This window comes from Streptomyces sparsus (assembly GCF_054776295.1).
The window spans coordinates 14222-35981 of the sequence record NZ_BAAHCA010000008.1; the positions used below are offsets into that span (position 1 = coordinate 14222).

13 protein-coding genes and 3 pseudogenes are annotated in these 21760 nt (G+C 67.3%); 8 read left to right on the forward strand and 8 right to left on the reverse strand.

Annotation, left to right across the window (positions count from 1 at the left end):
- Nucleotides 1-84: 84 nt before the first annotated feature.
- Complete coding sequence (locus tag ACYVE9_RS01585) at nucleotides 85-759, reverse strand: hypothetical protein (protein ID WP_461025851.1); 675 nt, start codon at nucleotides 757-759, stop codon at nucleotides 85-87.
- A 645-nt stretch (nucleotides 760-1404) separates the two neighbouring features.
- Here ACYVE9_RS01585 and ACYVE9_RS01590 point away from each other — a divergent pair.
- Nucleotides 1405-1671, forward strand: a complete 267-nt coding sequence (locus ACYVE9_RS01590; protein WP_461025852.1) for a helix-turn-helix transcriptional regulator — start codon at nucleotides 1405-1407, stop codon at nucleotides 1669-1671.
- 165 nt (nucleotides 1672-1836) lie between these two features.
- Entirely contained in the window at nucleotides 1837-3258 is a 1422-nt protein-coding gene (locus tag ACYVE9_RS01595; protein ID WP_461025853.1) for a zinc finger domain-containing protein, read from the forward strand.
- A 309-nt stretch (nucleotides 3259-3567) separates the two neighbouring features.
- On the opposite strand, the gene ACYVE9_RS01600 is transcribed toward ACYVE9_RS01595, so the two are convergent.
- Nucleotides 3568-4350, reverse strand: coding sequence for a transposase (locus ACYVE9_RS01600; protein ID WP_461025854.1), 783 nt, complete (start codon nucleotides 4348-4350; stop codon nucleotides 3568-3570).
- A 230-nt stretch (nucleotides 4351-4580) separates the two neighbouring features.
- Here ACYVE9_RS01600 and ACYVE9_RS01605 point away from each other — a divergent pair, with 230 nt between their 5' ends.
- Complete coding sequence (locus ACYVE9_RS01605) at nucleotides 4581-4763, forward strand: hypothetical protein (RefSeq protein WP_461025855.1); 183 nt, start codon at nucleotides 4581-4583, stop codon at nucleotides 4761-4763.
- Between the two features lie 113 nt (nucleotides 4764-4876).
- Nucleotides 4877-5322: pseudogene (locus ACYVE9_RS01610) on the forward strand (hypothetical protein).
- A gap of 81 nt (nucleotides 5323-5403) precedes the next feature.
- Here ACYVE9_RS01610 and ACYVE9_RS01615 read toward each other — a convergent pair.
- Nucleotides 5404-9912 carry an ATP-binding protein gene (locus ACYVE9_RS01615; protein ID WP_461025856.1) on the reverse strand — a complete coding sequence of 1503 codons (4509 nt, stop codon included), beginning with the start codon at nucleotides 9910-9912 and terminating at the stop codon, nucleotides 5404-5406.
- Nucleotides 9913-10803: 891 nt separating this feature from the next.
- On the opposite strand from ACYVE9_RS01615, the gene ACYVE9_RS01620 reads away from it, so the two are divergent.
- From ACYVE9_RS01620 to ACYVE9_RS01630, 3 genes are all read left to right on the forward strand, one after another.
- Nucleotides 10804-11439, forward strand: coding sequence for a hypothetical protein (locus ACYVE9_RS01620; RefSeq protein WP_461025857.1), 636 nt, complete (start codon nucleotides 10804-10806; stop codon nucleotides 11437-11439).
- A 39-nt stretch (nucleotides 11440-11478) separates the two neighbouring features.
- Nucleotides 11479-12570 carry a helix-turn-helix domain-containing protein gene (locus ACYVE9_RS01625; protein ID WP_461025858.1) on the forward strand — a complete coding sequence of 364 codons (1092 nt, stop codon included), beginning with the start codon at nucleotides 11479-11481 and terminating at the stop codon, nucleotides 12568-12570.
- A 612-nt stretch (nucleotides 12571-13182) separates the two neighbouring features.
- The gene (locus tag ACYVE9_RS01630) at nucleotides 13183-14247 is read left to right on the forward strand and encodes a serine/threonine-protein kinase (protein WP_461025859.1); all 1065 of its coding nucleotides are present in this window, start codon (nucleotides 13183-13185) and stop codon (nucleotides 14245-14247) included.
- Here the strand turns inward: ACYVE9_RS01630 and ACYVE9_RS01635 are convergent.
- The 3 genes and pseudogenes from ACYVE9_RS01635 to ACYVE9_RS01645 all read right to left on the reverse strand — a co-directional run bounded on the left by ACYVE9_RS01635 (nucleotide 14196) and on the right by ACYVE9_RS01645 (nucleotide 19237).
- On the reverse strand, nucleotides 14196-14606 hold the full coding sequence (locus tag ACYVE9_RS01635) for a hypothetical protein (RefSeq protein WP_461025860.1): 411 nt from the start codon (nucleotides 14604-14606) through the stop codon (nucleotides 14196-14198). The genes ACYVE9_RS01630 and ACYVE9_RS01635 overlap by 52 nt on opposite strands.
- A gap of 276 nt (nucleotides 14607-14882) precedes the next feature.
- Nucleotides 14883-15101 (reverse strand): annotated as a pseudogene (locus ACYVE9_RS01640) (DNA helicase); the annotation flags it as partial.
- A 395-nt stretch (nucleotides 15102-15496) separates the two neighbouring features.
- Entirely contained in the window at nucleotides 15497-19237 is a 3741-nt protein-coding gene (locus ACYVE9_RS01645) for a hypothetical protein (RefSeq protein WP_461025861.1), read from the reverse strand.
- 189 nt (nucleotides 19238-19426) lie between these two features.
- Between ACYVE9_RS01645 and ACYVE9_RS01650 the strand changes: the two genes are divergently transcribed.
- Nucleotides 19427-19555 carry a hypothetical protein gene (locus ACYVE9_RS01650; protein ID WP_461025862.1) on the forward strand — a complete coding sequence of 43 codons (129 nt, stop codon included), beginning with the start codon at nucleotides 19427-19429 and terminating at the stop codon, nucleotides 19553-19555.
- A gap of 447 nt (nucleotides 19556-20002) precedes the next feature.
- Here ACYVE9_RS01650 and ACYVE9_RS01655 read toward each other — a convergent pair.
- A pseudogene (locus ACYVE9_RS01655) lies at nucleotides 20003-20764 on the reverse strand (DNA-processing protein DprA); the annotation flags it as partial.
- Nucleotides 20761-21760: YifB family Mg chelatase-like AAA ATPase (locus ACYVE9_RS01660; protein WP_461025863.1), on the reverse strand; the 1000-nt coding region annotated here is incomplete at its 5' end. The gene ACYVE9_RS01660 and the pseudogene ACYVE9_RS01655, both read right to left, overlap by 4 nt.

Here is a 21760-nt window from a genome sequence, read left to right on the forward strand (position 1 = left end):
GGTTCTTGTGATCGACCGCTCCCCTGCACCGCGCCGGTCAGGTCAGGCACTGGCGCAGCAAAAGTGCAGCATGCGGTTTGCGCGTCACCGCATGCCCGACACTCGCCTCCCGGCCGGGAGCGGTGCCGAGCAACCCCCGGAATCGTGCACGCGGATCTCAGGTCTCGGCGTCACCTCTTTCGCCGAAGCGCCCGCCGCCAGGGACGGGCTTCGCGCTAGCCGCCACACGATGGCCCCGGTCAGGGGGATCCGCTTCCAGCCGGCCAGAGCGTCGGCCCGTACTAGACGGTCCAAGAGGCACTCCACCTGCTCCACGGACAGAGCGCACATACGAGCGAGATACTCGGCATCGGCGCTCGCGGTGTCGGAGGACGTATGGGCGGCCACCGACAGCGCAGCCAGTTGAAGCGCCGGCGGCGCACCTGAGGCGATCGCCAGCGGAGCCGGACGCAGCGCCCAGTGGGCAGCCCGTGCCCGATCGCCGCGTCCTGGGGCCTGAGCCAGCACGGCATCATCCAGCAGTTGCACCTCGAGGCGCTCGGAGCGCTCCCGCCGGCGTACAGGGTGGCACCGCAGCCATCCCGCAAGCTCCAGCTCGGTCCAGGGCACGACATGGCCACTCAGACGCATCCCTCTCAGAAAGCCCTCGGGAAGGCACACCCGCCCACTGCTGTCAGCACGCAGCGCGCACTGGATCGCCAGCAGCCGGGTCGCGGGCGAGGCGAACGGGGGGAGCGCGGAGGCAAGGTAGGTGAGCATCTCCCTCACTCTGGTCCGGTCGCGCCGCCGCGCTTCATCAACCCGCAGGGGACGCGCCGCACGGCGAGGTTCCTGGCTGTCCGCATCCGAGGATTGGTGGCGCACGATGGCGGCCTGCGGGGTGGCCGTTGCGCATGCCATGCATGTATCGGCCAATCGCCACTGACGCCCGCCTTCCTCACGGGCGAGGACGAGTGCGACGACGCCACCACATCCACGATGGCGCGGATGCCAGCGGCAGCCAAGCTCCCGGCACCGGCAGATCCGCAGATGCGTCGGCACCGCGTCTTCGCGCGCATGCCAGGCGAGGTGCCCGAGCACAGCAGCCCGCGCTTGGGCCGGCTCTACCGGGAAGGAGCTGGGTGCACATAGCGCACACAGCATCACGGGCCCGCCCGGCAGTGGGCGAACTTGAACCCGCCAGGTGCGCCGATCTGCGATGTCTGTCGAGAGTCTCATCAGGCCCCCATGTCCTTCCATCCTGTCCTCCCGCCCCGCACCGCCGAGCCTTGGACCGGCCGCCGTCGGCCGGCACGCTCGGCACGTCACCCGAGTCGGGCCCCTGGGGCACGTATACACAAGCCGCACGAATAGTGCAGAAGTCTGCACTGACAGGGCAGGGTTCTGCACCGTCGGATGGTGGGGGTGACGATCTTTCCACCCGATCCCAACCTCACTGCGCTACATGTGGAACTTGGGCGGCTGAGGGCCGAGCGGGGGTGGACGTTCGATGACCTTGCCGACCGCAGTGGGCTGTCCCGGCGCACGCTCATCGACCTGGAACACGGCCGCACCACAGGGAGCGTCGCGACATGGCACGCTCTCGCGCACACCTTCGACGTTCCCATCGACCGGCTTCTCGGAGTGCTGTGCGATGGGCACCCTCAGCCCGGCGGGGCGCCATCCGACTGACCGGTGCGAGCATCCCTTTGACACGCCGAGTCCATCCCAACGGGCGGCAAGGGTGGGAACAACAGTTCAGTCTGCGAACGCGAGTTCCCGCCTTCTGAAGCGTCTGTGGTATGGCCCTAGCGCGGCCCGGTGCCCTGCGGCGTGCCGGCTGGCACGTTTCCCTGCATGCCCTATGACAACTTGTGGAACGACAGCACATCTCGTGCCACCCCCGCACGTCAGGCGCTGTGGAGCCTGAGCTCTTCGGAGGTGTCCACCATCGCGTGCCCTACCTGCGGTGCCGCCAAGCGTGCGCCCTGCCGCACCCTGTGGGATCGCCCCGTCACCGCGCTGCACCGCGGCCGTACCACCCGGTACCTGAACATCCGTTTCGGCCTCGGCTTCACCGAGCCTCACATCCGGTCCTCCCAGACGCGCACCGCTCCGACGATCTCCGGCACGGGCTTGAGGGCCACCCGCGTGCCGCATCCACAACCGTGGCGTCTGCCGATGCATGAACTGTCTGACCTGGTTAACGTCAGTTTCCTTGACCTGGCCAAGGTCGTGACCGCGCACGCCTGCGGACTGCAGCGCTCCGGTCTCGATGAGCTGCTCTTCGGCCCAGACCGCATCCAGCAGAGCATCGACGCCCTCGTCTATGCAACGTACGACCGGCAGATCCAACGCGAGATCCGCGTCCTCGCTGATGGACCCGATAAGGCGACGGACGCCCTTGCCGCACAGCAGCAGGCCCTGCAGCACCAATTGCGCGCGGCCAAACGATCCCTCAAGGACCAGCGAATCGCCGAGCTCACCACGGCCGGGGTCCTTCCTTTCCCCGCGGCAACCGACGATCCGAGGCATTTGGCGCGGGCGTGGCTGGGCCGCTACCTCAGCAGCGAGAAAGAAGCGCTGGTCCGCGACACCGCGGTGACCGCCGGAGTCCCTGCGTCCGCCACCGTTCACATCCGCACCATCGAAGGGAAGATCACCAGAAGCATCGACAACGGGTGGCTCGCTGCTCCCCTTGATGACACCGTCCACGAGGTGATCCAGCTCGACGACCCGGCCTTTCACCGGCGCCTCATTGCCGATGCCAGCAGGCAAGATGGTCGAGACGATGCGCTGTGCCACCCACTGGTCCTCAATCGGTGGCGCGATCAGCTCAATGAGGCCATCACCCAAATCGCGCCGAGCGCAGAGAACCCCACGACCAAGGGTCTCCACGACCTTACGTCTGACAGAAGGCGGCGCGGCACCGCACAACTGGAGCAGCTCAGCAGCCGCCGCCGTCTCTTTGCCGTACTGCTCCAGCGCAAGGACGAGTGCATCCGCCTGATCACCGCACTTAACGACGCATTGTCTTTGGCCGAGCACCGCGATCCCAGCCACGCGAAATTGAAGCAAGCAGCCGACCAAGCATACGACGAGCTTGTACGCCGCCACCCGAATCTCTACCAGCACATCCAAGCATTCATTGCCCCGCACACGACCCGGTACGGACGCCTCCGGATCCAGGGATCACGTTCTCATCTCCAGCGCCAACTCTTTGATGAGCTAGATCGCATGCACTCCCGACAGCTGATGGGGACACCCGCCGAACGGTAACGAGCCCCCGAGCGCCGACTGCGGGTTCTGCGGGAGCTTCAAGCAGTTGGCGTTGTCGCGCGGCTTCCGGCGCCACGGCCGATCCGGCGCTGGTAGCGGCAGACACCGCTGCCAAGCTGCGCGACCGCGTCGCCGCCGGAGAAAAAATCTCGGGTCCCGCAGCCAGCAGGGCATTGACCGCTGCCGCCACGACCCCGCGCTTCGAGGGCCGCAGCGTCCCCAGAACGTTCGTTAGGACGGCCGCGGCCGTCCTAACGAGCTCGTGCATGGTTGGCGGTGAGGCGTCACGGACTCCGGTGTGGCCCGTGGTCACATCTGCCCTGCCAGGTTCAGGTCCGTTATCTGCTGGTGAGACAGCAAGCCGGCGATGGCTTGGATGGTGTCGCTCATGTGCTCGCGGCGGCCGAGGTGGCGGGTCAGTGCCCGCCAGTTCTTGAGATGGACGATGCCGTGCTCGACCCGGATACGCCGTGAGGAGTGTGCCTTGCGCTGGCGCTCGTACATCTCCTCGTGCCAGTCCGGGGCGTTCTTCTTGAACTTGCGGTGTGGTGGTGTGATCACCCGTCCACCGGTCTGGGCGCCAAGGCCCTGATAGCCGGCATCGGCGAGGATCTCCACCGCAGGTCCGTCGGCCAAGAGCTTGACCAGCCCCAACTGGCGGGCATGGGTGATGTCCGCGCAACTGCCGGACTTGGTCGGGCTGCAGAAGAGCACGCGGCCGGCCCCGTCCGTGACGACCATGGTCTTGACCGCGTTCTGCTTGTTCTTGCCGGAGATGAACTTGTCGCGGTCCTTGCGCCCGGCGGCCGGGCGGCGGACCCGAATCTCGGTGCCGTCGATGATCCCGGTCCTCCCGTCGACACCGAGGTGGTTGATGACCTCGGCCAGGGCCCGCAGCCGCACATCCGAGCTGACGGTGCACCCTCGCTCGGCGAGCAGGGGCCGCACCTCTGCGATGGCACGAGTGATGGTGGAGCGGTCGACACCGAACCAGCAGGCGAGCACGTCGTGCGTGGTGGCATGCCGAAGGTGCACGAGCGTGGCCAGGAGCCGGTCGACGAACACCAACCGGTGCTTCGCACCCGCGCCCACAGCGCGCTTCCGCGGCCGAGACGCAAGCTCGGCCTGGTGCCGTTCATGCCACAACGTGGCCCAACTCTGCCACCAGTTCAGCAATCACATCGGCCGACAGGCCCGTGACCCTCCGGTCGCTGATGATCGCTACACGAGACGCGTTCCCCACCACACGACCATGATCGACGATCAGAAGTTCGACGCCTCACCGCCAACCATGCACGAGCTCGCTAGCTAGGGACGGCGTCGTGCTCTATGACAACCCGGACGCGTTTCTGATCTGCGCGTTCAAGCACGACAACGCGCTCTGCGACCCCGAGCCGGGAGCAACAGCCCCGAGGCAGTACGCCTGCCAGTCCGGCTGCGGCAACACGGTCCGCACCGACTCCCACGCCCGACAGTTGCGGGACCGGGCCGACGAGATCGTATAACTCGCGGCATCCGCGCCCGGTCCGCTCGGCAAACGGCTGCGGTTCAACGCCGACAAGCTCCGCGCCATCGCCGACACCCACAAGGCCACCGCCCGATCCGCCGAGGCTCTCACGTGAACCAGCAGCATCAGAACGAACGCACCCGCATCCGCGAAGCTATGGACCGGCTCCTGGCCGGGCAGGCCACCCTCTCCAACGGCAGCCTCACCGTCGTCGCACTCGCCGCCGAGGCCGGCGTCCACCGCATGGCCCTCCTGAACCACGCCGACCTAAAAACGAGTTCTACGGGCGCGTCTGCAACGAGACTAGGCAGATTCCGGAAACGGAGAAGCGCCTACGGGAAACCGTCGTCAAGCTCAAGCAGACCATCTCGAACCAGAAGGCCGAGATTGAAGAGCTCCGCCAGCTGGTGACCCGCCTGACTCTGGCCAGCGCCTTTCTCACCCAACCGGATAGAGCGTCCACGGAAGCCGGGCTGGCGCCCGACGGCGTCGTGCCGTTCCGCCCACGAGCCAGCCGAACCGCTGGGCCTGCGGGCCACCCGGATCCGGCCGGTTGATTGAGCACAGACAAACGTCCCGTTCAGGCAGACAAGCCCGTGGATAGATACCGTTACGGGCTTGTACGACTCTTTCGGATGTCAGTCGACGAGGTCAGAGAGACGCGAGTCTCCGGCCACCGTTAGTACGTCCACGATGCGTTGCCATTGCTGGGCAGTCGTTCCCTTGACCATGCTGTGTACGTCACGAAGCCAGCCAGGAAGCAGATAGGACTGCCTTGCGATCTCATCGGAGTTCCTTGACACCAATCGTTCCAGCCAAGGGAGACCGCAGCGGACCTGGTCGTCAACCGACAGGGTACGCAGCGCGGCGACAAGCGCATCCACGCAGGCGGGTACTCCTGTGCCGTAGTGCAGCCAGCGGTTGATCTGGGCTGCCCATGAAGGGAGTGCGATCCAGGTGCAGGGTTTGCCAGCTAGCTCCCGGTAGAGATAGGCGTTGTCGTAGGTGGGCGCGGGGACAAGAGCTGCTACGGCTTGGGCACCGAAGAAGTTGCAGATGTCGGGCTTGTGTCCGGCATCAAAAAGGTCGAGTACGTGGTCCATGACTTGCGGCCAGATCTGCCTTGCTGTGCTGGCGAGTTGCTCATTTTCTTCCGCCGCGGCCGCCAGGGCTTGCAGAGCCTCCGCAAGAGCATCCGCGTTATCGGCATATGCGGCGAGGTGGCGGCCGATGGTGGCGCTGTCGCCGCCGGTGATGGTCAGCAATGCCCGGGCTGCGATGAGGGCGTCACTGTTGCTGTGGTGGTACTGGTGCTCAAGGCTGGCGAGGCCACGTCTGTGGGCTTCCAGGAGAGCCGTCAGCAGGGGCAAGGCTTGGCTGGCACAGCAACCATTTACAGCTGCTGACGCCATGCCTCGGATTGCAGGGCTTAGTTGCGGAACAAGAATCTCATCTCCTGGGATACTCGCGAGATCTCGGGTGAGATTACCATCCAGATGACGAATATCCCTGCGCTGACCATCCTGATTCCATGGACCGAGTGCACTGTATCGTGCCGAATCCTGGAGTATCTCAATGGCGCTGCCGTGGGGACAGGTATCCGGAACGCAGGGAGCTGCCCAGAGTGGATCAAGTGCGGCTGCGAAGTAGATCCGGGTTTCCAGCGTGGAAGCACAACCTAGATCGTGCAGTGCGTCGTTGAGTCGCTGTTTACCTGCATCAGTATCCAGTTCCAGGGTATGCCGCAAGTCAGCGGCTTGAGGCAAGAGCAGCAGGGGCAGGCCGCGGGCAGCACTTCGGTCCACTCCCCAGGGAAAGAAGCTCTCATCGTCGACTGTGTGGTGGAGGGTTTCAGCGATGTCGAGAAGCGTGGTCGCCGCCCACCCAACGTCGTCCGGGGAAAGTTCCTCCCCGTGGAGCAGAGCTGCTTGCAGGGCGTAGGCGGCTACGTCGGCGGGCGCCTGAGCCGGGTCGCTGGCGTTGTTGCGTGGAGGGTTGGTCTGCAGGTCGCGTGCGACGGCGAGGTCGCGTGTCAGCTCGCCGGCAGGCTCAGGCCCGCTTGCGGTGGAATGGCGCTGTATTCCGTATCGATTACTCAGAGCCAGGGCTTGGCTGGCACGAGCAAGGTCCTCGTTGCCTGGTCGCAGTTGGGTGATGACGTCGTCGGGCGGCTCTGCCTGCGCCAGCACGGTGCCATCAGGTCCTCGCTCGAAGGAGTACCGGCTTCGGTCCAGGCAGCTGGCCCAGCCGCGGACAACGGCCATGCCGGTTGCCGCAGCCTCATCGAATTCTGTCATCTCTTCGGCGGAACCGACAGCAAAACGGAGTTGATCGAACTCCTGGCGGGCTCTCGCTTCCAACAGCTGCCCGATCTGGCGAAGCCGTTCCTGGCGGCCCGCATCAGCCGCACACAGGGCGAGCATCATCGCCGCATCACGCAGGTTCCACTTGCGTCTCTCGACATGAGAAATCCCTGGTGTGACCGCAGCAAGGCCAACGTGTTCGCTGGTAGCCCGGGAGAATTCCAGGTGCCACAGCTCTGGTTCGCTGAGAAAGTCGTCCAGAGCCGTATCCGTGGCATCTACGTGCCGTATGAGCATGCCGACGATCAGCCCGACCATGGCGAGGTTTTCGCAGCCTTCCAGGAGGATGGAAGCCAATACCGATGGAGGGGCGCCGCCCTCGATATACCTATCGCAGACTAGCTCCAGCGCCTGTAGAGCGCTCTTGCAGGGATATGGGCCGACCCCGGTGCTGCGATACCAAAGATATACCTGACCATCGCCTATATATCGACACTCGGCGTTATCGATCGTCAGGGCGACCGAGTAGCCCTCGGCTTCCCTGTCAGAACCTGAGCCATGTCTCCGGGATGTCAGTCTTTTGACCCGGTGCCGTGCAGCGGCGTTCAGCATGGTGTTGACCACCGCTACGCCTTCACGAAATCCCGCCTGGAGCATCGGGAGAAAGGGGCCACGATAGTAGGCGGCCAGCGGCGCGACCGGAACACGCCGCCCGTCATGGCCGCGGATGCCGTCGTCGAGCGAGTCCGCAGCGAAGTAGTCGTCTCCATCGTCGGTATCTTCGATGTAGTAGGCCATCACGAGCCGGCGAAGGAGTTCCGGGCTGTAGGCGGCGAGGGCTCGCCCCGTTCCAATCTCCTCCAGGGCAGGGGCTAGGTAATGCGGTCGGTGGTCGGCCACTTCCAGAAGGAGCCGCTCACCGTCATCCCCAATGTCGGGGCCGAGAAGAGCAAGCTGCTCCACCATCGTGGCGTCCGTCAACTCACGTGGTAACTGACGTCGCTGACGACGACGTCGCCGACGGGCGAGAGAAGGGGAACCGAAGATCCTGAACTGTTGAGCTCGCTCCTCATCGGCAACGACCTGTTCTGGCGTACGCGCAGCTAGTCGCGCCTCGCGTTCACGCTCTTGCTGAGCCAACCGCTCGGCAGCCTCCCGGCACCTCACCACCAACTGGCCGCGCAGCTGCAGACGCAGTGCGTGGCCGGCAGGGGTGTCCACAGCGATCAGGCCGAGCTGCCAGTCTCGGATCATCTCCAAGACGGCCTTGCTGAAATGCGATGTGAGACCGTCGTCGAGCAAGCAGGCGACAACCGGTGAAGCGGCCATCGGGTCGAGAATTCCATGTTTGCGGTGGCGCTGATTCAGCAGGCGCAGGAGACGACCGACCAGGTCTGGATCGGCTTGAGTGATGTCGCGCCAGACCGCCTTCCAGCTCGACGCGTCACGGCCAGCGGTCAAGAGGGCCTCGCTGGGCACGTCGGCCCAGCGCTCGCCGAATCCCTCGGCAGCCAGGGCCTGGAACTGCTGGTGCAGCGAGGCGAAGCGCTGCGCGAGGACTGCCCCCGAAGCATCTGCGGAGGTCGTCAGCAGGGCCTGGCAGGCAAGCCTTGCCGCCGGCAACGCCCAGCGGGGTGCACGGCTCGTACCAAGCCTGGCACCGGGTTCGGCGTCGGCGAGCAGCACGTATGCCATCGCGTAGGTACGCAAGAGGTCGTGGGAGAAAACAGGAAGGGACTGCCAGGGAAGTTCTAGTGCCGGGCGCAGCAATCCGTCCCGGCGAAGTCCGGCCACGGCCGCGTCATCGAGCTGGTCCGCAACCCCCTCTGCGGACTGTTCATCGAGTTGCTGCCGCGCAAGCAGGCGCAGCACCCGCTCACGCGCACCCGGCTGGCCATTGCTGGAGTCTTCGTTACGCCGGACCAAACCATGCCAGACTTCCCGCATCGCATCGGCGTCGGTGAGTGGGACTCCGCTGCCGCCGGCCCGAACGAGGAGGTCGGATACTGCTGGACGACGGAGCAGTTCGCGCGCCTGAATATTGTCGATGAGGTGGCGCATCCGCGGGAACGCCGCAGCGATGGCCTTCACTTCCTCATCGTCCAAGCCGGAAACCTCGTACTCGGACACGCTGGCCACCGTTCGCCGCGTAGCGTCACGAACAGCACCCAGTGCTACGTCACTTGTAATGAGGACGACGCTGATGGCAGCACTCTTCGCAGCCTCAAGGAGATAGAGGAACGCCTCAGTGTGAGTCTCCGCAGCCGCGTCTGCGCCATCGACGATCAGGAGAGACGGCTGCGGATCCAGGGCAGCGAGCGCTTGGTCCAGCCGCATGCCGAGTCGCTGTTCAAAATCGAGGAAACCAGAAGGCATGTGACGTAGGTTCAGGCCCTGGCTGGCGTGATGACCATGTGCCACGGCGTCGATGACCAATGCGCTCTTGCCGGTGCCCGATACTCCATGGACGATCAGGGCTCCGGAGGTATCACCGATCGCTGCGAGCAGTCCATCACGTGCCGTTTGTCGAGCCAGGTGCTGTGGCTGGTCTCCGTTGCAGCCGCCGATCGCGGTCCGTACGTGGCCTCGCCAGACGGCGTCGAGGCGGGCCATCAGGTGGTGCGCCTGGGCGAGACGGCTGGCCGCGTCCGGCGCGGTGGAGTGGAGGTGCAACTCGCTGACGCCACCACTGATCGCGACGCCGCCGTGGGTGGCTGTCGCGTCGCCGGTACCGACGACCGTGACCGGCCCACCGTTGCGGTCCGTCGCGCCCTGATAACCGGTCAGTGCCGAGCCGCCCTGAGAAGCCAACGCGTCCCCGGTGTCCCTCACCTCCACCACCACGTCTGGCGAGGCAGGCGCTGGCGAAGTCTCCGCTTTGCGGAACTTCCAGAAACGTAGCCTCACTGCAAAGACCCCCTCGCCCAACAGGCTCAGCTGTAATCGACGCCTGTCCCGGCGCTGCTGTCGGGGCCATCAGCCGTGGCATTACCTGTGTTTTCCGCGCGAGCCCCCCGCATGCCCTTGCCGCCAGGCCGCCGGACCCCCGTGTGAGCCCGCCCGCCCCCGACAGCTTGGGCTTTACCGGTGCCGACGGCTTCGTCACGCTGACCGTCTCCGCTCAAGAACGCCCAGAGGAGCGCAAGCACCCCTGTGCCGGCCTGAATGGAGGCGCCGACGATCTCGCCGATGCTCGGGCTACCGAACACCCAAAACAGTGGAGTCGCCAGAACCGCGACAGCTCCGACCACGGCCACGACGAGTTTCCAGCCATGAGGCAAGGCCGGCCTCCCTCTCCTCAAGGAACGCACTTTCCACTACGGGACCTGCGCGCTCAGACACTTCGCCTAGTTTCCCTCAAACCGCGACTACTTGTCGGCCTCACCAGCAGCGGGCACGGCCGCGTCCTGCCAGGCCTTCCAAGCCCCAGATAGACGGCTCCGGCAACGCGCCCGCAGCACCGCGTCAGCCGTCGGCTCCGCCCCCACCTGCACACGAAGCGCATACGCCGCGCACGGAGCGCTGACGCTGTCACACCTCAGGCGGCGATAACGCCCGCAGCGCCTGCACGATATCGCGTCGGCACGCGCGGACCACGCCCGGAGAGCCTCTGCCGGCAGGCACGCTGAGCCAAGATGACATATTCGAACTGACATGCGATGATGCCGGAGGTTTCAAAAACGGCACCTCGTTTGAGGTATGGTTTTTGAAACTCACGGTTGTCTGGAGGGGGCTTTGCAGAACCTGGATCCGGAACAGTGCAGGCAGCGGCTCGCGCAGCTCGACTTCTCGACGGACTTGTTCCACGAGTCGCTCGACCTTGCGGTTGCCGATGTCCGCACCTGTACCGACTTTGACGCGCCGGCGATGCGCGGCTTCATGTTCTGGAGCCGCACGAACCGGTATCTCGCCGAGGCCCTCAACCCCGAAGGGTGGGGGCGCACATCCCGGGACAGCATCCTCCGGATGATCCACCCCAGCATCAGCCACGCTGTCACCGCGATCAGTGCCGAGGGCGGCGTGGGCGACCTCAAGGCGCGCGTACGGTCGAAGAACCCGAAGGGTCCGGCGATGGCGCGCCTGGTGGAGGGGAACGGCCAGTTCGCCTTCATGACCCACGACGAGGTGCTCTACGGTCGGGAGCTCGATCAGATCCCGACCTGGTGCCTGCTGTACAAGTGGGACAAGGGAGTGATCAGCGCGGAGCTGTCCCTGCCGATCAAGATGAACGGGAAGTTCGTCGACGAGTGGCAGGAACGCATCCCGCTGTTCCTTCCGGATCTCGGTGACCCGGGCGCGGACATCGGGCTGCTGGACGACCCGGGCGACGGCGACGGACCGGAGGTCGTGGTGGAGCTGCTGGGGGGCTGATCAGGTTGATGTGAGACTGAGAGTGGGAGCTGAGGGAACGTGTTCACCCCTGAACGGTTGGTCCTGGCGCGCAAGCGACGGCGCATGACGCTGGCGGAACTGGCCCGAACTTCGGGGTATTCGGCGCAGAGCATCACCGCGTTCGAGAACCACCGCAAGATCCCCTCACCGGAGACGCTGTCTGCGCTCGCGGCGGCCCTTCACTACCCGCTCTCCTTCTTCGCCGCGCCCCGGCCGGCGGACCTGCAGCTGGACTCCGTGAGTTTCAGAGCTCCGTCGAAGATGACGGCGACGGAACGCGACAGCGCTCTGAGCTCGGGAGCCATCGCCGTGGCTCTGAATGTCTGGCTGGAGGGCCTCTTCAAGCTGCCCCGGCCCGACTTGCCCACCTACCCGCACCTGGAGCCCGAGGCGGCATCCGAACAGGTGCGGGCCACCTGGGGGCTGGGGGAGGCACCTGTGCCGAACACCGTGCATCTGCTGGAGGCACGCGGGGTACGGGTGTTCTCCCTGCCGTCGGACTGCTTGGACATCGACGCGTTCTCCACCATCAACGCGGGTACCCCGTACGTCTTTTTGAACACCCGCAAGACCGGTGAGCGAGGGAGGTTCGACGCCGCCCACGAGCTGGGGCACCTGGTGCTGCACTGCGAGCACCGCATCCCTCACGGACGGGACTCGGAGGGAGAGGCGAACGACTTCGCCTCGGCCTTCCTGATGCCGCGCGCGGGTATCCTCGCGCAGCGGCTTCACAACGCCTCCCTTGAGCGGATACTGAGCGCCAAGCGCCGGTGGGGCGTGTCCGCGATGGCCCTGACCTACCGCCTACACAAGCTCGAACTGCTGTCCGAGTGGCGCTACAGCCAGACCATGAAGGAGCTGGCCCGCCGCGGGTACCGCAAAGCGGAGCCCGACTCCTCGCTGGTCCGCGAAAGCAGCCAGCTACTGGCCAAGGTGTTCGACGTGCTGCGGGATCCGCTGAAGAAGTCTCCGTCAGATGTGGCGGCGGAGCTCAACATCTCCGTCGAGGAACTCAATGAGTACGTGTTCGGCCTGGTCCCGGTCGCAGTCGAGGGGGGCGGGCAGCAGTCCCCGCCCGTGCGCCCGCAACTGCGGCTCGTCAAGGGCTAGGTGGCGCGGTTGACCACCGCAGTCTGCCCGTTCGCGGCCGTATTCTCCTGGTGCGCCGCACGCCTGTCCCCTCTCGAAAGACATGACTTGTGAAGGTTCTCGGTGTTGCCGTCTCCTCCGGCGTACTGCACTTCGGGGCGCTCGACGCCCCGCAGGGCGCTCTTGCTCCTGCTGTGATGGCCGGCGCCCCGGCGCGCCTGGTTCCCGCCGCTGGCCTGGCGGGGGTCGAGCGGCTGGCCGACACGTTCGACAGGATCACCCAGGACCTGCGCATCCTCGCTCCCGACGCCGTGGTCCTCGTAGGGACCCGCAAGCACGGCAACTGGACGTACAAGGAAGCGACGGAGCGCATCTCTTTGATTTCGGCGCTGATGCTCTCGTGTGCTCAGCAGAACCTGCCCTACGAGGAGTTGAAGACCGAACGGATCGGCAAGCTCGTCGGCCTTCCCCCTGCTTCCCTGGGCACCTATCAGTCACGAGACGATCGGGCTGACACAACGGCCGCCATACTGGACTGCAGGGCGAGGAGTCGCTTTCGCCGCTGCCCTGGCCTATGTCACCGACGGGTCCGAGAACTGACGCGCCGCAATGCGTTGACGAAGGAGACCGCGCGTGAAGCAGCGCGAGAGACTACTCACCCTCAACTACGAGTGCCTGCAGACCATGCCGACCGGTATGCGCGAGGTGCGCGTGTGGTGGGACCCGGACCTCGCGAACTGGCTCGTCGGCAAGCGTGTCGACCTCTCGGAGGTCGAGAACGGCGCTGACCTGGTGGAGCCACAGGTGATGGAGATGATCGACCACCCCAATGTGGTGAAGGTCCGCTCGGTCGCCACCGTCGCCGGCTATCGAGCGCCGATGCGGGTCGTCGAGGTGCTCATGCCCTACTACGAGGAGGGCAGCGTCACCGACGCCCTCGAAGCCGGCAAGTGCTTCCCTCCCAGCCAGGCACTGCGCATCATCCGGGCCGCTCTGCAGGGGCTGGCGGAGATGCATGAACGCCATGGCATCCTGCACCGCGACGTGAAGAGCCCGAACCTCTTCCTCACCGGTGACGCCCAGACGGTCAAGCTCGGCGACCTTGGCCTGGCCGGCAAGATGGACGGCGACGGTAGGACTCCGGACGTGAACGCGCCGCAGTTGTATTCCCCGCCCGAACTGCTCGCCAACGCCGGCCTGACACGGGCTTCTGACCTGTACTCCCTGGGTGTGGTGCTCCTGGAGCTTCTGCGCGGCAAGTTCGACTACGACTCGTACTCGAGAACGGACACCGTCGACGCCCTGTCCAAGGGAGAGTCACCGCTGCGCAAGGAGGACCTAGTGCTGCCCGTCTGGGTGTGCCGGTCGCTGCGCAAAGTCGTCCAGAAGGCCATGGACCCCGAGCCGGCCCGCCGCTTCCAGAAGGCCCGTGAGATGAGCGACCAGCTCGCCAAGATCAAGATCGCGGACTGGCGGGAGACCAGCACCGACACCTGGGAAGCGCCGTTTCTCCGCGACGCCCGCATGCGCATCCGTGTCACCGCGAAGCCCGCCCGAGGCGGCGGTCTCACTCTCATCACGCACAAACGCAAGACATTGTCATGGCGCCGTACGGAAACCGACGTGACGGTGACCGACCTGTGTGATCAGCAGGCACTGGCCGTCTTCGAGAAGGCCAACAGCCTGGCCGTCAGCTGATCCACAGCCAGGTCGACCACGCGGTCCTGTTCAGGCGTCAGTGCGCTGCAGATCGCCGTGCAGCGCAGGTCCTCCGCCACCTCGTACCGGGCTGCGGCTCCCACGCCCACCGGGGCCAGGGCGCCTTCCTGTGCCAATGCCCACACTTCGGCCCGGACCCGGCGCGCGTCCACACCTCGGCTACCGACGAGCGGCACTAGGACGTCCAGCCAGCCGTCGTCCTCCGCCCGCTCAGCGGTATACGCCCACAACTGCTCGACAAGTACCTCAGCCGCCCAGGCATGCCGGGGCAGTGTGTGTCCGGGGAGCCGGGAGACGCACAGCGCCAGCAGGGCACCCTGCGGCGAAAGCTCCTCCATATCGGCTCCTCCTCCCACGCGCCGCCGCTGACAATCCACCTGGCCCTACTTTGCAGCGTGCCGTACGGGGCCCGGCGCCGCAAGGCTCCCACACCAATGATTGGAACAAAGATTCGATTACTGTCCAGGTGCCCACCCACGGCCGGTTCGCCCCAGAACAGGCCTATCGGCTCTGCTGGACGCGTGGGCCGCATCCCCTGAATCAGCTCTGCGGCGGCTGATTGCGCGCCGAAGAGTTATCCACAGGCCCCGTCCAGGGCTGACCGCGGATCCGTACAGTTGAGCGTGGTGGCGTTGGGCGGCGAATACGTGTTCCAGGACGGGGTTGATGTCCTGGGCTTCGTCGAGGAGGAGGAAGTCAGCCTCGATCCTCAGTGCAGTCAGGGCCCGCATCTTCAGGTAGTGGTCGTGTTCGAAGCGAACCGCGCCAGGTTCGGGATCCTGCAGGTCTGTCCAGGCTCTGGCGGCGAACGGCAGGATCACCTCCGCAAGGCGGGCCCTTACCGACACCATCCATTCAGGATTTGGTTTTCATCACGCGAGGAACTACCTACCCTGTGCAGCTACTGCCGCGACGCTGGCACAGTGAATCTCTTCCATTCTGGGTTTCCGCAGATCAGGAGGGTGTGCGCCGCACGGCGTAAGACGTGTATGTGACGCTACACCGCCTTGCGGAGCCGACCTTTCGGCCAGTTCCTCGCGGCCGTTCACGGCTCGACGCTCGGGGTGACGAAGGCGAGGGGATGGCGCCGCCCTCCGCCCATCGGAGATGCGGCACTGCTGCGAGCAACCAGCAGACCCGGGAGGTCCTGGCTCTGCGGGCGACAGCGAGTTGACTCTAACCGGCGGGGATGGGCGATGAGGAGCGGGCAGGCACGGTCGCAAGCAGGTCAGCCCGTCGGCAGTAGAAGCCGGCGGTGAGTGAAGACGATGTCCCTCACGCGTTCTACCGCGGCCGGGGCGAGGCAAGCCAGAGCGGGCAAGGCGCAGTGCCAACCGTCGCTCGCAAGCGCACTGGCCGTGAACTGCCGGGCCTTCTGCACCGTTTCCGTCGTGTCGGGCGAAATAAGTATCAGGGCAAGCGTTCGGAACGTCTCGATGAAGGCGGTGCTGGTGGACGCTGAGATGACCCGGATGCCTGACGCTACCGGGGTGAGATAGCCGGCCACGGCCGCGAATGCCTCGGCACGGTCGTACGGGACGTTGTGGTGGCGTGCGCGCAGGCGTGCGGCGTCAAGGTTGCCGAGCGCCGCGTGGGCGATGGCGATGGCCCCGGTCGGCAGCCCCCACGGGGGGTTGCCCGTCGATTTCTGCTCCCACGATGTCAGCGTGCTGCGAGCGTCGTCGCGTTCTTCTCGGGCGTGCAGGAGGAGCATCGTGAGGAGGTCCCCTGTATCGAGCCAGGTCTCTGATTCTTTGAGCTGTTGCGCCACGTGTTCGGCGGCCTTGTGAAGGCGGTCAGCGCATCCGGCGTCGGCATCGGCGATGGCGGCGAGGAGCTCACTGAGGTCAGCGATACGTCCGCTCCAACCGCGTGAGGAGTCCGCGGTGAGGAGGCGTTCTCGTTGGCGGTCGATGAGGTCCACGGCGGTGGCCGGATCGTAGGACCGCAGGCCAGCCGCGATGGCCACGAGGGTGCGGTGTCGTCTGTCGTGATCGGTCGGGCCGGTCTCCTCGGCCAGGGCCAGGGCACGCTCGCGTTCGCCGACGTGGGCGAGGGCCTGCGCGGCGGCGCCCTTCGCGTCGGCCACCTCGCGGCCGGGAGCGCCGTCGAAGAAGGAGAAGCTACCGGCGCCCTGCAGCGTTCGGGTTCTGTCGGCGGCCTCGTGCGCCAGGCGTCGAGCATCCTCGAGATGCCCGGCTCGCGACGCCGAAACAGTCGCCGCAGCGAGCGCCTGCACCTGCTCGACCGGGTCCCGCAGACTCCGAGCCAACTGCGCGCCGTCCCCCTGCCGGCCGATGGCCGACAGCGCCGCGCACAATGAGATGAGCCAGGTCTCCCGCGGCAAGAGGCGCCGGGGGCCTTGCCCTTGGGGAGAACCGAGCGCTTCCAGTGCCTGGGACAGCCGTCTGCCGGCCGCGTCCCGCTCGTCGCGGTCCGCGAGGCAGTAGGCCTGCTGCGCCAGCGTCTGCGCCGATGGCTCCTGGTTCGGGTCGTCGACGTCATCGGCGAGTATGGCCCGGGCCCCGGCGAGCGTGTCCATCCCCATCAGCCCGGTGTGCCTCTTCTCCGGCACGCACGCGACGAGGCCGCGCGCCCGGTCCACTGACCCGGTGTCCACCAGGGCTCGTACGACGGTGGTCAGCATAGGGCTGAGGAGCATGGTCAGGTCGCCTCCGTCGTCGTCCGACAGACCTTCGGGATCCCCCAGCGCGGCCTCAAGTCGATCCGCCGCCCGGTCAGCCAGTATGTTCGCCTGTTCCGGACGGACGGTCGCCAGGGCCGAGGCTGCGGAGGCGTCGACGGCACAGGCTGTGAGCCGAGACGGGAACGCTCGGGCGTACTGACTGATCCGCTCGTACATCCGGTTGGCTCGCGGGCCCTCGGCGGCCGCGGCGACAGCAGCCCACGCCGCGACCGGCGCGCTCGGATCGGCCGGTGAGGCGGCCGCCAGCTCCTCGGCATACCGCTCGGCCTGGTCGAGCAACTCCTCGGCCAGCGCAGGGTCGTGGGAACGGGCGGCGAAGGCGGCCCGAGCCACCACAGTGGCCCCCGCCTCGTCGCCGGCATCCGCCGATGCCCCGAGCCGGCCGAGCAGTTCTCGGCCCCGGCGCAGCTCGCCGACGGCCATCAGCGCCACGGCCGCCTCCCCGGTGGCCTCCTCCGCCTCCTGCTCATCCCCGCTCGGCGGTGCGCATTCCCGACAAGCCCGCTCAGCCCATCGTGCGGCCTCGGACGCCGCCTCGGCGGCGAGCCGGTCCCCGACTCTGACCAGCACACGGGCCACCCTCGCCAGAACGACAGCCTTCTCCGCCGGGAACGGGGTGACGAGAGCGAGATCCATGGCCCGCCGAGCATGTCCCAGCCGGGCGAACGTCACTGGGACTTCGGCTGGCAGGGCTCTGGCTCGCTCGGCGAGGACGGCCGAGGATGCCGCGAGCCCCGTCAACTCCACCAAATCCTCGGGGCATTGGCGGCGCAGCAGCTGGGCGGTCAGTTCGATGTGGGTGAATGCGGTGTCCAGTGAGGCGCGCTCGATCAGGGCTCGTTGACGATGCGGGTCGAGGGCGATGTCGGTCAGCCGCTTCAGATCGCCGGCGCTGTGCAGCATGTGCGGGTAGTCGTATAGCAGGTAGGACGGGGTCTCCGAGGGCCATTCTTGGTCGCGATAGCCATCCGCCCACTCGTGCAGCTGCCTCTCGAACTCAGTCACACTGCCCAAGGCGACCAGGGCTTCCTGACGAAGCTCCTCGTGGCCCAGCGCGTGGACGTGCGGGGTGGCGTGAGAGTCGGGCACTAGGACCTGGCCGTGGCTTCCCGGTACGAAGCTGCGGCCGGTGATCCCCCGCAGGAGTCGGTCCACCCGGTGCGGGCGTACCCCGACGAGCCGGGCCAGGTCGGCGGCCGTCAGACCACCGCGGGCCGCCACCAGCAATCCGAGCAGCGGGACCCCGACTTCCTCGTCGTCCAGCAGCCGCCGTAGCTCATGCCGTGCCAGGACGCTGATGCCCGTGGCGTGAGACCACGGGGCGAGCGTGCGGATGACGTCCTGGGCACGGAGGGGGTGATCGTCTCGAACGTCGTCCGGAACGGGAGGACTGGGCCGGCTCGTGACCACCATCCGCATCCCGGCCGGCGGGACCCTCGGCAGCAGCGCGGCAATGCTCGGCCCGCCGGATGCGGCTCCCTTGTCCTCGTCCAGGCCGTCCACGATCAGAACCAGGCGCCGCCCCCGGTTCTGGCACGCCTCCGCCGCGGCCCGGCACAGTCCGGGCAAGTCCTCGGGACGGCTTCCCGCTGCTCCGACCTCCCGCTGGGCGATCAGCGCCAGTTGCCGCATCACCGTCTCGAGGAATACCGACTGGTCGTTGCGGCCCAGGCGATCGGTGATGAAACAGGACACGACCTCCACGGTGTCCGGCCGGTGCCGGAGCGCGAAGTCAGCGAGCAAGGCGGACTTGCCCGCCCAGGGAGGCGCCTGCCACCACCTGTACGAGGGCACGCCGGGGAGATCCGGGCCGGAGCAGAACTCGGCCAATTCCTGAAGCTCGTCCTCCCTGTCCACCAGCTGCGCCGACAGGATGTGGTCCTCGATCCACGCGGCGTAGCTCTCGTCCCCCCGCTCTCGCGCCCTCGCGGACGGGTGGGGCAAGCGGGGGGGCTGGGCTTGGTCCAGGAGCGTGCGCCACCAGCCCTCGTCATACCGTTCATCCGCCCACGTGCTCCACTGCCGGACGACGGCGATCATCTGCTCGCTGCTGCTCAGTTTCGGGGTCTTCGCCTTGGTCCAGTCGCCGTGCAGCCAAACGGACAAGCGCCGGTCGAGCGACGAGTCTCGGCCGTCGACCGCCTTGGCGAGAGCCCGACGCGAATACGCATGCCCGGCCTTCCTGCCGTACCCGGCTCGGGCCTTGTCCTCCAGGGCTCGCAGCGCGTCGTACAGCTCACGGGCCTTGGACGCTTCCCCCACCCGAGCCACCTTTCCCATGTGCCCGCCGGCCCTCCGCTGCCCGCGTCGGGGTCGGCGGGCACGCCGATGACCAGGAGCGTAGAGGCATTTCTCCCGCCTTGCCCGCCCTTTCGGACAGCCGCCACCCCTACGCGGCACGGTCATCCATGTCCGGCCCCACCGGTCGGCGACCACCGAGGAGAGGAACGCATGAACATGAACATGCCCATCGCCCGCAAGCTGGGCCGCGCCGCGCTCTTTAGCCTGGTCCGCGGCACGTGCTGGGCACTGGGCTCAGCACTCGCTGCGGGCATCGTGTGGTGGGTCCAGCATCAGTAGACGAACGAAAGGTACGCCTGGGCCCCGACCCCAGCCCAGGCGTATCCGGGGTAAGAGAGTCGATCACGCTCTCACTCGCCGCTACGTGGTCCGGAGGCCGGGGTGTCGCCATGCCTCAGGGGATCCGTCGGACCGGGCAGCAGCGGCCCAAGTCGTCATCCATGATCCACGGTCGAGTATTCACACCGTCCTGAACAACCGAATCAGAGGTAACTGGAGGGCGAGGGGTCAACCTGAACACACTGACTTGACAGGGAAGACAACGAGCCGTCCCCATATCTACTGGCAAGGCGATTCAAGGCCAACTGAACGCTACGCGCCAGGGCCAGTGACGACTGCCGCATACCAGGCACGCGGGGCTCGTCGAGTACCAGCCCCACAACGACCTCCTTGGTTCGCCACGCTGCCAGGTCGCATCACCCTATTCAGCGATTGCACCACACCTGTTGCACTCGATAGTCTCGACGAGAACTGCACTGAGCTGCACAAAATCGCCATTTCGCTCTGCGCAACAGGCACCTCCCCCATAGAACCGCTGATGACCCGGTTCCGCAACACGAAGCGGCTGCGGGTGGGGTGGGCGCCGGGCGGCAGCTCCGCGACGAGCACCCCCTGCTCGGCGATCCGGGCGACGAGTTCCTGGTTGCCGGGTGGATAGGCGCGGTCCACCCCGCACGCCAGTACGGCGACCGTCGCGCCGTCCACGGCGAGGGCCCCTCGGTGGGCGGCTGCATCAACCCCGTAGGCGGCGCCGGACACCACGCACCAGCCGCGTTCGGCCAGCTCCGAACCGAGCACCGAGGCGACGTGCGTGCCGTACTCGGTGCAGGCCCTCGCCCCGACCAGGGCCACCGACCGCAACGCGCACAACCGCAGGGAGGTCGGGCCGCGCACCCAGAGCCCCACCGGCCGGGCATCGCCGAGATCGTCGAGCTGGCCGGGCCACTCCTGGTCACCGGGAACGAGGAACCGGCCGCTGCAGGCGGCCAGCGTCGCCAGGTCCGCCTCTGGACAGGCGGTACGGGCTCGGGCGCGCAATCCGGCCAGGCGCTCCGCGCTCACGCCTGGGAGCGGACCCCCTTCGCGGAGCGCCGCCAAGGTCTCCACCGGGCCGTGCGCGGCGAGCCACTTCCCCACCACGGTCTCGCCGGGCTCACCGACCCGGCAGAGCGCGGCCCGGGCAAGACGCACCTCCTCCGCGGGCCTCATCCGACCGCTCCGCGCGCTGCGGCGCCCGTCGCGCCGCGGCTGATGCCGGTACGCAGTTGGAGCGCCCACTCGACGTCCTCGGTGACCGGCCGGTCACGGCCGGCCAGGTCGGCGACCGTCCAGGCGACACGGAGGACGCGGTCCAGTCCGCGGGCCGTCAGCAGGCCGCGTTCCATGTCGGCCTCCGCGCCGGCCAGCGCACCGGGAGCGACCGGCCACCGGGTGCGTAGTTCATGGCCGGGCACTTCGCTGTTGGTGCGCCAGGGGGTGCCGTCGTAGCGGGCGGCGGACCGCTCCCTGGCGGCACGCACCCGTTCCGCGACCGTCGCGGTGGACTCGGCCGGCCGGCTGGCTGCCAGCAGTTCGGCCCGGGCGACCGGTTCCACGGTGACGCGCAGGTCGACCCGGTCGAGAAGCGGCCCGGAGAGCCGTGCGCGATAGCGCCGCACGGCCGACGGACGGCACTCGCAGCCGCCGCCCAGCGTGCCGTGTCGCCCGCACGGACACGGGTTGGCAGCGAGTACCAGGAGGATGCGGGCAGGCATCCTCATCACGCCCTGCGCCCGGGCCACCACCACCTGGCCCGACTCCAGGGGCTGGCGCAGCGCGTCGAGGACCCGGGAGCTGCACTCGGCTGCTTCGTCGAGAAAGAGGACACCGTGATGGGCCAGGGACACCGCGCCCGGCCTGGGCAGCCCCGTGCCGCCGCCGATCAGGGAGGCCATGCTCGCCGAGTGGTGCGGTGCGCAGTACGGAGGCCTGGAGACCAGGGGTCCTCCGGGAGGCAGTACGCCGGCCACCGAGTGGACCGCGGTGGCTTCCAGGGACTCGGTGGCGGTGAGCGGCGGCAGCAGGCCGGGCAGCCGTTCGGACAGGGTGGTCTTGCCGGAGCCGGTGGCGCCGGAGAAGAAGATGTGGTGCCGGCCTGCCGCGGCGACCTCGAGCGCGCGGCGGGCGGTGTGCTGGCCGGCCACCTCGGCGAGGTCGACGGCACGG